The 11,923-nt window shown below is 55.9% G+C and carries 6 protein-coding genes and 1 pseudogene; 4 read left to right on the top strand and 3 right to left on the bottom strand.

Features of this window, described 5'->3' with window-relative positions; genetic code table 11:
- Positions 1-180: 180 nt before the first annotated feature.
- From JXO50_04025 to JXO50_04015, 3 genes are all read left to right on the top strand, one after another.
- Positions 181-5,373 carry an autotransporter outer membrane beta-barrel domain-containing protein gene (locus JXO50_04025; GenBank protein MBN2332256.1) on the top strand — a complete coding sequence of 1,731 codons (5,193 nt, stop codon included), beginning with the start codon at positions 181-183 and terminating at the stop codon, positions 5,371-5,373.
- Between the two features lie 141 nt (positions 5,374-5,514).
- Positions 5,515-6,633: a TIGR03032 family protein gene (locus JXO50_04020; protein MBN2332255.1), complete on the top strand. Its 1,119-nt coding sequence runs from the start codon at positions 5,515-5,517 to the stop codon at positions 6,631-6,633.
- 44 nt (positions 6,634-6,677) lie between these two features.
- Positions 6,678-8,261 (top strand): phenylacetate--CoA ligase family protein, encoded by a 1,584-nt coding sequence (locus tag JXO50_04015; GenBank protein MBN2332254.1) that lies wholly within the window; start codon positions 6,678-6,680, stop codon positions 8,259-8,261.
- 157 nt (positions 8,262-8,418) lie between these two features.
- Here JXO50_04015 and JXO50_04010 read toward each other — a convergent pair whose 3' ends face one another.
- Entirely contained in the window at positions 8,419-8,661 is a 243-nt protein-coding gene (locus JXO50_04010) for a hypothetical protein (GenBank protein MBN2332253.1), read from the bottom strand.
- Positions 8,662-8,829: 168 nt separating this feature from the next.
- Between JXO50_04010 and JXO50_04005 the strand changes: the two are divergent.
- Positions 8,830-9,762: pseudogene (locus tag JXO50_04005) on the top strand (3-keto-5-aminohexanoate cleavage protein).
- 34 nt (positions 9,763-9,796) lie between these two features.
- Here JXO50_04005 and JXO50_04000 read toward each other — a convergent pair.
- Both JXO50_04000 and JXO50_03995 read right to left on the bottom strand, forming a co-directional pair.
- A complete protein-coding gene (locus JXO50_04000) occupies positions 9,797-10,351 on the bottom strand; it encodes an ATP-binding protein (protein ID MBN2332252.1) in 555 nt (184 codons plus the stop codon).
- Between the two features lie 54 nt (positions 10,352-10,405).
- Positions 10,406-11,872, bottom strand: coding sequence for a glutamine synthetase (locus JXO50_03995; protein MBN2332251.1), 1,467 nt, complete (start codon positions 11,870-11,872; stop codon positions 10,406-10,408).
- Positions 11,873-11,923 lie beyond the last annotated feature (51 nt).

Here is an 11,923-nt window from a genome sequence, read left to right as displayed (position 1 = left end):
CTTGACTTATTATTTTTTCTTAATGTAATGGGTAGTATTCGAGGTCTGTAATATGTGGGCGATGCCGGTTTGTCGGTAGTAGAACGGCATTATTAATCTATTACAATATCTTGATTTTTGAATAGAATCACTATTGAAAGATCTGTCATTCAATTTCCTACTTAAAGGGGGAGGAAACAGATGAAGAAAAGACGCTATAGTAAGAGGATGCTCAGTGCGCTCATGGTGCCGGTGGTTGCCGGGACGATGATGGCGGGTCCGGCTTTCGCGGATGTCAACGTCGGCGAGGGGGAAACCCTTACCATCACCGGAACCGCCAATACCGAACGTGTTATCGCAACCGGCGATAGTGCGACCGTCGTCCTGGATGCCGATGCGGAACTGACGGTGGATGGCGACTATCCAGCCATCGGCCTCTTTGATAATTCAACTGTGACCCTTGGGGCGGGCTCCTCGGTCACCAATACCAACACCGCCTATGATGCCGCCGGCATCATGATGATCGATTACGGCTATACGGAAGATGCGACTAGCACCGTCACCCTTGATGACGCGGCGATCACCGCGTCGGCCACCGGTGATGATGTTGTTGCCCAGGGTATCATGATTACCGCTTATCCCTACACCGGTGGTGACAGCGTCATCAGCCTGGATAACGGTTCGGCCATCGCCGCCAGTGCCACGGCGACCCCGGCTGCTTATGTCGCCGGATATGCCACCGCCTATGGCATCAATGTTGATAACGGCACTGCGGTAACCATCAGCCTGGACAACGGCTCGACGGTATCGGCCACCGCCGGCGTCGCCACCACCGGTGATGCTTTTGCTGAAGCCGCCGGCATTTTCGCCGAAGGGGAAGATAACGGCGCGGTGACCGTCAGCCTGGACAACGGTTCAGGGGTGACCGCTACGGTCTCCGCGGATGGCGGTGAATTTGGGTTCGTTGACTATGCTGTCGGGATCTACGCCGGCAACGGGGACACCGGCAATGTGATTGTTTCCCTGGACAACGCTTCAACCGTGACCGTCAACGCCACGGCCACCGCCGACGACAGCACCAGTATTGCCACCAGGGCCAACATTGACGAAGTCTACGGCATCTACGCCTATTCTTATGACGGTGATGTCTCCGTCAGCCTGGACAACGGTTCCAGCGTGGTGGTCACCGCCACGGCCACCAACGCCACCACCGGAGACTCCGACGCCAGCGCCGACACCAATTGGGTTGCCGGCATTTATGCCAATGCCGACTATGGTGCCGCCAGCGTTACCCTGGACAACGGTTCCAGCGTGTCGGTAACCACCACCAGCACCTCCCATGACTATGCCGGCGGCGAGGCTTTCGGCATCTTCTTGGAGGCTGATGAATACAGAGATGGTGCCGTCAGCCTGAGCAACGGCGCATCAGTTGTCGCTTCGGCAACCTCAACGGTGACCGAGGCGGCCTATGACGGTGCCCGGGCGGAGGCCTATGCCACCGGCATCGATGGCTACGCAGACTATGGCGACCTGACCATCAGTCTTGATGATGCTGAGGTTACGGCGACGGCGACCGGGTCGCTGACCAGCACCGGTGACGATGTGGATAATACGGATGCCCGTGCCGAAGCCTATGGGATCTATGCTGACGGCTATGCTGGCACGACGACGGTGACCTTGGATAACGCTACGGTGACCGCTGCCGCCACCGCCACCAACGATGCCAGTGCCACCACCACCGGCAATGATAATGATGCCGATGCTGAGGCCTATGGCATTTACGCCACCCACGATGATGATGGCAGCCTCTTCGTGACCCTGACTGACTCCAGTGTTGAGGCGACGGCAACGGCAACGGCCATCGGTGCCGCCGACAGCACGGACGGTGATGCCTGGGCGACTGTCTATGGCATTTACGCTGATGGTGATGATGATGGCTCGACAACGGTGAGCCTGACCAACTCCAGCGTCACCGCCACCAGTAGCGCCACCGCGCCGGAAGACGCCTATTCGGATGCCTACGGCATCTATGCCTACAGCTATTATAAGGATGTTACGGTTACCTTGGACAATTCCAGTGTGACCGTAAATGCCACGGCGACCTCGACGACGGCTGGTGCGGACGCGGCAACCAGAGCCGAAGCGGAAGCCACCGGTATTGATGCCTACAGTTATTATTACGGCAAAACCACAGTTGATCTCAGTGATTCCACGGTTGATGCCAATGCCACCGCCGATGCCATCGGTGATGGTGCTGAAGGGTCGGCCTGGGCGGATGCCGTTGGGATTACGGCGGAAGCGTATGAATATGCTGACGTTGAGGTAACGCTGGCCAACTCAACGGTGAGCGCCATCGCCACTGCTGACGGCTCGGTTGATGCCGATGCCTATGCCATCGGCATCTATGCCTATGACGAGTATTATGGTGATGCCCTGGTGAGCCTGGATGACTCCAGCGTTGTTGCGACCGCGACAGCCACCGCCAGCGGTGACGAGTACACCAGTGAAAGTGATGCTTTTGCTGATGCCTACGGTATCTGGGCCGATGTTGACTATTTTGGTTCCACGGTGACCCTGACCAACTCCAGCGTGGTCGCCACGGCCACCGCCGAAGCTCCCGATGACGCCTATGCCTATGCCTTAGGCGTCTATGCCTACGGCTATTACAAGCAGGCCACCATCACCCTGGATAATTCCACCGTTGAAGCCACCGCCACCGCCACCTCCACCGGGGCTGGCACCGATGCCTGGACCAGGGCCGATGCCGAAGCCTATGGCATCTATGCGGGAACTGATTACTATGATGATGCCACGGTAACCCTGACCAACTCGAGCGTTACGGCCTCCGCAATCGCCACCACCAATGATGAAGTGTATGGCCAGGCTTTTGCCAATGCCTACGGCATCTACGGCGAGGCCGACGATGCCGATTACTTGGTCACTCTTGACGGCAGCACGGTGACCGCCGCCGCCGCTGCCGATGGCGGCGAGTACGCCGATGCCTGGGCCTCTGGCATCTATGTCGAAGGTTATGACAATACGGTGGTAACCCTGACGGCCGGCAGCGCGGTGAACTCAATGGCGACTGCTACTGCCAGCACTGACGATCCACAGTCCGATGCTTATGCCGGAGCCGATGGCATCGACGCCGAAAGCGGTGATTACAATGTAACCGTCAGTCTTGACGACAGCTCCGTGACGGCAATGGCGGCCGCCAGCCACACCGGTGAGGTCTATGGTGACGCGTACGCGGTCGCCAACGCCATCGATGTTGATTCCGACCAGCATGCGATCATCAGCCTGACCGATTCGACGGCGACCGCGATGGCGGTAGCGACAACGGTTGGTGGGGAGTTCGGAGCCGAATCCTGGGGGATGGAAGTCTATGCCGGCGATCTGGTCGACATTAGCCTGGAGAATTCGACGGTTAGTGCTCTAGCCACCGGCTCCGGTGCCTATGGCTATGCCGTGGCTGTCGGCATCGGCATCGAGAGAGGATGCTGCGATGATGATATGTCCACGGTCACCCTTGACAATTCCGCCATTACCGCCTCGGCAATTGCCGACGGTACCTATGGCGACTATGCCGTTGCCGTCGGTATCGGAGTGCAAGGCAACGCGGTTATCACCCTGACCAACGGCTCCAGCATCAGTGCAACCACCAGCAATGACGGCGGCCAGGATGGGTTCGGCATCATTGCTCAAGGCGGTGGCTATTATGGCTATAGCAATGTTACGGTCAATGTCGACCTGACCTCGTCGGTGAGCGGTTCCGACTTCGCTGTCTACGGCGACGGCGGCGAAGGGGCTGCCCTGGTAACGGTCAACAATGCCGGCCTGGTTTCTGGCCGCCTGCAGATTGAAGAGCTCAACAACGCTGCCACCGGTATCGTCGAAGCGACCCTTGATCCCCGGGGTGTCGGCCTGCTTGAAGATGTCAATGCCGACGATGTGGTTGATGCGACCGATCTGGCAATGACTGAGCCATACAACATTGTTTCCTCCTGTGCCACCCTGGCTGACGGTTCCACCGTCGCCATTGCCATGGGTGATCCGGAAGAGATGACCCTTTACGAGGGGACGGCCGGCGAGCGGACCGTCATTAACTACGGTCTTGGTCTGACGGCGCCGGGAGAAACGGTGCTGGAGACCGGTGACGGGGTCGACACCTTTACCGTTGCCTCGTCGGTTGAATATTATGTCCTCTATTCAGGCACGGGAGACTGGAACCTGGAAAACATCAACCTTCAGCAGTCGACGGGCCTCTACTCCCCGATGCTGGAACTCACCTGGACCGATTTGACCGATGACAACAACCTGGTGATGAGTGCCACGTTCCTGACTCCGGCTGAAGCCGGCCTGTCGGCTAACGCCACCCGCGCCTTTACCGCCGCATTTGCGGACGATCTGTTCACCTTTGCCAGCAGTCCTGAAGACTGGACGCCGGATGTCAGCGGCGCTAATATCAGCGGCATTCTGCAGTTCAACGATCTGGTAACCAGGAGTATTAACTACCGGCAGAGTACCCAACAGAGCAGTCTGATCACCGGTGTCAATACTGGTGACGGGGTGGCCGACCAGGGTATGTGGGTTGATGTGCGCTATACCGATGTTGACCAGGATGAGCGGGATGATATTGAGGGATACGACTCCGACACCACCGCTCTAACTATCGGGTACGACCGTCAGCTCAATACCCAGACCACTCTCGGCTTAGCCCTCAGCTTTGCCACATCAGATGCTGATCTGGATGACAGCAACGAGTCCTTCGACTCGGATGACTACATGGTCACCCTCTACGGCGGCTATGATACCGGCAGCTGGTTTGTTGACGGTCAGCTATCCATTGCCTGGGGTGAGATCGACGGCAAGCGGATGCTTGGTACGACCCGGCTGAAGTCCAGCTATGACAGCAACACCTACTATGCCCGGGTGGTCGGTGGTCTTGAATACCTGGCCGGCGGCTGGCTGGTAACGCCGAAGGCATCGTTGGATTACACCCATATCGAGCTTGATGATTACACCGAGAAGGGCGGCGCGTTGGCCCTGGATGTGGATACCGATGATTATGATGCCTGCAACCTGGGAGCCGGCGTTCTGCTGACCCGAACCTGGAAGATGGGTGAAAAAATGCTGCTGACGCCGGAATTCGGTGCCATGGTCTACTACGATGTGGTGGGTGATGAAATTGAAACCACCTCGGTGTTTGTCGGCGGCACCACCCACTTTGCCACCAAGGGGGCTGATGCTGATGAATTTTCCTATGATCTGTCGGCAGGTCTTACCATCGGTGGCACGGATTCCCCGCTGAGTGTCAAGGTCGGCTATGAGTATCTCGGCCGCGAAGATTTCGGTGCCCATAGCGTCAATGGCAAACTGCGCTACGAGTTCTAACAACTGTTGTATCAACCAATAAAAAAATGCCCCGTGTTGACTGCCGGGGCATTTTTTTTATTGACAGCCGGGCGACAGCCTTTTACTTTCAGCATTAAATCTTTTAGCCAGTTGATGTTGTAAACATTTCAGGAGTACTCCATGGAAGAAAGACAAAAAAATCCCCCTCAGCCCCGCGTGGTCGGTGATGATGTTTCCACCGATGAACCGAAAAACCCTTTTCATCTCCATTTTTCACCGCAGTTGGTTCCTTGGCTGGCCAGCACCAACGCTGCCCTGGCCATCAGCACCTACACCGCCGGCAAAGTGGTGCTGGTCGGTCCCAATAAGGGCCGGCTGGCGGTGACCGAACGCAACTTTGACCGGGCGATGGCCATGCTGCCCCTGGAGGAGGGGCTGCTGCTCAGCACTGATTTCCAGATCTGGCGGTTCGAAAACGGTCTTGAGCAGGGGAAGGTCTATGATGACTGGGACAAGATTTTTTTGCCCCGCCACTGCCATGTGACCGGCAAGGTTGACACCCACGACTTCAACTATGACCGCAACGGCAAGCTGATTGCCGCGATTACCAAGTACAACTGCCTTGCCTATATCGAGGATCATGGCTGCTTCAGCCCCCTATGGAAGCCGTCTTTCGTTGAGGGGGATGATCTGGTGGGTGAGGATCGCTGCCATTTGAACGGCTTCTGTATGGAGGCGGGGGAGCCCGCCTATGTCACGGTGGTCGGTCCCAGCAATGTCAGCCAGGGCTGGCGGGAATACCGGGCCGACGGCGGCATGCTCATTGATGTGCGGACGGATAAAATAGTGGTTTCCGGCCTGTCCATGCCCCATTCGCCGCGTTTTTACCGCGGCCGCCTGTGGCTGCTGGAAGCCGGCCGTGGTTACCTGGGCTCGGTTGATCTGCAGAAAGGTGTGTTTGAACCGCTGGCCTGGTGCCCAGGTTTTGTCCGTGGCCTGCGCTTTTTCGGCGATTATGCCATCGTCGGGATTTCCAAGCCGCGACATTCGACATTTAAAGGTCTGCCCCTTGATGATGAGCTGCCGAAGCGCGGCGCGGAACCGGAATGCGGCGTCTATTTTATCCGCCTTACCGACGGTGAGATCGTTCACAAACTGACGATCAGCGGCTCGGTGGAGGAGATCTATGATGTTGCAATGCTGCCCAACACCCAGGCGCCCATGCTGGTGGGGATTGAAGGATCGGATGTGCGCAGATTCATCAAGTTCGGCCGCAACCTGATCGGCAAGAAAAGGTAGTACCTGGGGTGGTTCCGGTTGGAGAATGGTAACCAGATAGGTGTATGAATCCATCTGAAAAGACTACGCTTGCCCGTGAGCTGCAACAGCAGAGCCGCTGGCGGCTACGGCCCCAGTGCGCCGGTATGACCATCTTTGATACGCTGCTGAAAAATGAATTTCTGCTCCAAGAGGAGCAGGATCGGCGGCACTGGCAAGCGGTACAGCAAATCCTGCGCTACTGCAGCCGCAAGATACCCTATTACAAGCAGTTGTTCAAAGAAGCAGGGATGCGGCGTTTTGACGTTGATCGGCCAGACGATCTGCAGAAAATTCCGCCGCTGACCAAGTTGCTTTTGCAGGAATGCAAAGATTACCTGACTCCTGCCAGTCTACCCCGGGACGACGTTGTTCAGTGGCTGACAAAAACCTCCGGGAGCACCGGCCAGCCGGTGGAGGTTTTGCATACCAGAAAAAGCGGCCAGATGTTCGGGTTCCTGAGACAGCGGGAGGGTCCCTACTTTGAGACAGCGCCGTTCTATGGCTTTTACCGGGGCAACCCCATTGAAAAGCAGAAGCAGTGGCTCGCAAAAATCCGGCCCGCTTATCTCATTGCCCAGGCGGCGGATCTGGAGCAGTTGGCCCTGGCCTACCAGGGTGAAGAAATCCCGACGAGCTTGAAGGGGTTGCATGCCATTGCCCAGGAATTGACTTCGGAGATGCAGGAGCGGATTGAACGAACGTTCAACCTGTCGGTCCACCAGAGCTATGGCCTTAATGAGATCGGCTTGGTGGCAGCCTATTGTCCTGAAGGGGGCTGCTATCATGTGCATGTTGAACACTGCTATGTGGAGATCGTCGATGATGACGGCCGGCCTTGTGGACCGGGTCAGCGCGGCCGCATCCTGGTGACCGCCCTGAACAACGCGGCTATGCCCCTGCTGCGCTATGATACCGGTGACCTAGCCCAAGTAGTGGCTGGTCCCTGTCCCTGTGGCCGTACCCTGCCCTCGTTTGGCAGGATTCATGGTCGTTATCGCCGGCTTGCCTCTTTGCCGCCGGGCACCATGGAGCGTTTTGCCGCCCTTTCAAAAGCTTTGATTGCAATGTCCGAGGATATCTCCAAAAACCTGAGACAATATCAACTGCATCAAGATAAGGAAAAAAATTTCACCCTCAGGGTAGCTGCCGCAGCTCCGTTGCCCGGGGAGTTTTTTGCCCAGTTGATGGTCCGCTGGCAAGAGTTTGGCAGCGGGAATGTTCCTGCATTGAGGATAACGGTGATGGACCGCATACCACGACCGCCGGGGGGAAATATCAGAATTTTACCTCGGAGTTCATGCCGGTTCCCGGGCAATCATGACATCCTTATAGTCGGGAATCACCCATGGATGCTACGTTGCTATTTTGTGGTCTTTGATGATGGTGGCCGGTACGCCAACCGCAGTAACGTTATCGGGAATATCCTTGGTAACTACGGCACCGGCACCGATAATGGCATTGCGACCAATAGTTTTTTTTGGCAGGATGGTTGCGCCAGCGCCGATATCACAACCTTCTTTGAGATGTGCTCCTCCACAGATGGTTACTCCCGGGCTGATGTAGACATAGTTCTCAATGGTAACATCGTGACTGATGATGCTGCCTAAACGGCAGGTGAGATGGTTGCCGATGGTTGCCCCCGGACCGACAATGGTTCCCTCACAGAGCATGACATTTCGTCCGTAGGATGTATGTGCCATATCGATATCAGGGTGAATCAGGGAGACGGTTTGACAGCCGCAGGCATCCAGCAAGAGGTCAGATTCACGCATCCTGGCAGGAGTATAGTTGATGTTGGGGGAAAAAACAGGCGTCCAATTGCTGCTGTAGTGCCGGGATGTGCTCTTCGGTTCCGAGGATCGGGTACCCCAGCAGGCCAGAGGGCGGTTCATTGTCGTGACTTTGTATGAATCCCAGCAACTCATAGGTGCTGCGCTTCCTGTTGATTGCTTCCACCAGCTTGATGATCATGGTGTTGCTGGTGCCGTAGATGATAAGTTTTTTCATAGACGACTCCCCCAGATAAAATTATCAAGCATTATTTTGCTTATTATAGCCTAACGTATCGGGAAAGGGCAAAGCGTTTTGCGGCAGGATCTTTTTGTGTGTCAATGGAGCGCAGAATCTACGATGAATTAGGCGTGGGACCGCCAGGGAAAGAACGAGGATATTTTTATGGTTTACAATGATCCCCACCCTTTGTCACCATATCCGCCACTGGTAATCAATGTCTGTCTGTCCGGTTTGGTGCCCACTAAGAAAGTTACCCGGTTTGTCCCCATAGCTGAGGAAGAGATTGTTGCCGATGCGGTTAAGGTGTATGCTGCCGGGGCCAGGATTGTCCATGTCCACGCCTTTGATACAGATGGCTCCCCAACGTGAAAGGCGTCGGTCTATGAACGGATTCTCTCCGGCCTACGGAGAGAGTGTCCTGGCCTTATTGTGTGTGTCAGCTGCTCCGGTCGCCATTGGCGCGAGTTTGAAAAACGTACTGAGGTGCTGCACCTGACTGGCCAGGCAAAACCTGATATGGCCAGTCTTACTCTGGGTTCAATGAATTTTGCTGCCGGCACCAGTGTGAGTTCTGTTGAGCTGATTCTCCTCATGGCTGAAACCATGCAGAAGCTGAAGATAAAACCGGAATTGGAGGTTTTTGATCTGGGCATGATCGGTTTTGCTGGCTATCTTGAGCGGAAAGGCTGTCTTCAGGGGCGGAAATACTTCAACCTCATGCTTGGGAGTTTGGGACAGATTCCTGCGACGGTCGGCAATCTGGCGGTAATGATCAACGCTCTGCCTGGAAACTCATTTTGGGCGGCGGCAGGTCTAGGGCATTTTCAGCTGTCCATGAATATGGCTGCCCTGGTGGCCGGTGGTGGTGTTCGGGTGGGGATAGAGGACTATTTCTACATGGATTTTGCCCGCCGGACACTGGCAACCAATGAGGCGCTGGTCAAAAGGATTGTCCGGCTTGCCCATGAGATTGAGCGGCGAGTGGCTACTCCGGCAGAGGCACGAGAGCTGGTAGGCTTAGGTGGTGCGCGAAAATACCGGGAAGGGGACGATGTGTTTTTCCCCAGGCCGGATAAGAAGCAGCACAGCTGCTGAAGTATGGTCTTGCCAAGGAATATAGCCCCGGTGCTTATCTCTCCAGAGAGGAATCATACGTTCTTATTACGGCTACTGCTTTTGCAACCCTCTCTTGGATACTGCCCGCAATGGTAATCCACCTGATGGCAGCCTTTCTGGCAACCGTTTTAAGCATTTCATCTACCTGCTCGCGGTAGGTTTCACTGAGCGGCCGTCGGCCATCGGCCACCAGGGGAAATTCGATCGGCAGATAGAAAAACAGATCAATTGACCGGACATACCACTGCAGCATTTCCTCCAGCAATGAAGTAAAAGCGGGATTGTCCGGTTCCTCGAGCCGGTAATAGACGAGCAGGTCCATTAAACTCCGGTCATAGAGACAGCAGTCGCAATCAATTCCATTGAGTCTTTTGAAGTGTTCTTCCAAAAGCCTTATGTAGAAGGTGTTTGGATCGTTGACAATCCCAGGATGCTGGCGACGGACAACCTCAATGGGTTCCTCCGCGACCATGCTGCTCATATCCATAGCTGACAACTTCTTCATAAGTTTTTTGGCCAGGGTGGTTTTCCCCACTGAGTGGGATCCGGTGATGGCGATGCGTATCATTTGCTCCCTTCTACGGGTAACCAATTGTCCCCGCACAATGCCATGTGCTGCTAATCAGAAGATTTCAAAATACTCTTTCTGCTCCCACGCGCTTATCTCGGTCATAAACCGGTCAACTTCAGCATCTTTGATGGTTGTGATATAATTGATGAATTCCTCTCCCATGGCTTCAGTGATGACACGGTCAGCTCTTAGGGCTTGGAGTGCTTCGGACAGGCTGCGAGGCAGAAGCCGAGCTTCCGCTTCGTAGGGGGCATCGCTGGGCGGACCGGGAGCTGTTTTTGTCTGGATGCCATCCAGTCCGGCGTAGATCTGTGAGGCAAAGGCGAGATAGGGGTTCGCTGCCGGTTCAGCAATGCGGTTTTCAATCCGGGTGTCCGGATTCCCTGGGCCGCCAATGGTCCGGATCATGGCGCCGCGATTTTCCCTTCCCCAGACAGCCCGGTCGGGAGCCAGGGTGTAAGGCCGGTAGCGCTGGTAGCCGTTGACTGTCGGGGTGGTAAAGACGCAGCAGGCAGCGGCATGCCGAAGCAGACCGCCGACATAGTGACAACCGATGGGGGAAAGCCACTCTGTGGGGTTGTCAGGAACAAAGATGTTACGGCCGCTATGATGATCAGTCAGAGACTGGTGCAGGTGCCAGCCGCTGGAGAAGAGATTCGGCAGGGATGGGCGGCACATAAAGGTGGCGTGATAACCTTGTCGGCGGCATACCTGCTTCACCGCGTTGCGAAAGATCATCATGTTGTCCGCCTGCCCGATGCCCTCTTCCGGGTGAAAGGTAAATTCCACCTGGCTGGGACCGAATTCTACCTCCACGGAGCGGACGGGTAAACCAAGCTCCAGGGCGGTCCGGCGGAGAAGGTCCAGCACCGGTTCCAGTTCATCGGCTCTGAGTTCGGTCAGATACTGATAGCCATGGGCCAGGAGGTTGACCTCCGGCGGTTGTGGAGGATGGCCTGCCTGGTCACAGCGGAGGTGGGGGTCCACAAGTCTGAAAAGATGAAACTCCACTTCCAGACCGGCCCGGTAGCGATAGCCCGCCTGTGCCAGTGCTTCAACGGCCCGCCGTCCCTGGTGGCGGCTGGAAAAGGGGATGGCGATGCCATCGGTGAAATAGAGATCACACAATAGCCAGCCGGTTGCAGGCGACCAGGGAAGAATGCGAAACGTATGCGGGTCGGGAACCATCATGACATCAGCGCCGCCCATGAGTTGGGGACGGCCAAAGGGTCCTGGCGGCGTCCAGATGGGAAATACCGTGCGATGGGAGGTGTCTTTCAGCAGCAGGGTGCTGGTTATGGTGCAGCCATCCATCAGTGCCGCAGCAAGACCATCAACAGTGATCGTCTTGCCGCGAAAAATGCCATGCTGGTCGGCAAAAGAGAGGCGGATAGTTTCGAGGTTTTCTTTTTTAGCTCTGGCGATAACGGCTTCGACTGCCTGTTGCCGCTCATGGTCATCAAGTCCACAACGGTGAATGAATGCAGACTTTATTCTCTGTGCTTTCTGGCCGCGCATCTTTTTCAGTTCTCCTGTAAACAGGTTTAACGGTGCTGATGATGGAATATG

Origin of the sequence: Candidatus Anaeroferrophillus wilburensis (assembly GCA_016934315.1) — a bacterium.
In the GTDB taxonomy this organism is placed as follows: Bacteria; Desulfobacterota; Anaeroferrophillalia; order Anaeroferrophillales; family Anaeroferrophillaceae; genus Anaeroferrophillus; species Anaeroferrophillus wilburensis.
Note: the sequence above shows the minus strand (reverse complement) of the source record. Positions and strands in the feature narration are given on the sequence as shown.

What these genes read in the sequence shown, in the direction of transcription:
- JXO50_04025 (MBN2332256.1), top strand. Translation starts at nt 181, where the DNA reads ATGAAGAAAAGACGCTATAGTAAGAGGATGCTCAGTGCGCTCATGGTG.
- JXO50_04020 (MBN2332255.1), top strand. Translation starts at nt 5,515, where the DNA reads ATGGAAGAAAGACAAAAAAATCCCCCTCAGCCCCGCGTGGTCGGTGAT.
- JXO50_04015 (MBN2332254.1), top strand. Translation starts at nt 6,678, where the DNA reads ATGAATCCATCTGAAAAGACTACGCTTGCCCGTGAGCTGCAACAGCAG.
- JXO50_04010 (MBN2332253.1), bottom strand. Translation starts at nt 8,661, where the DNA reads ATGAAAAAACTTATCATCTACGGCACCAGCAACACCATGATCATCAAG.
- JXO50_04000 (MBN2332252.1), bottom strand. Translation starts at nt 10,351, where the DNA reads ATGATACGCATCGCCATCACCGGATCCCACTCAGTGGGGAAAACCACC.
- JXO50_03995 (MBN2332251.1), bottom strand. Translation starts at nt 11,872, where the DNA reads ATGCGCGGCCAGAAAGCACAGAGAATAAAGTCTGCATTCATTCACCGT.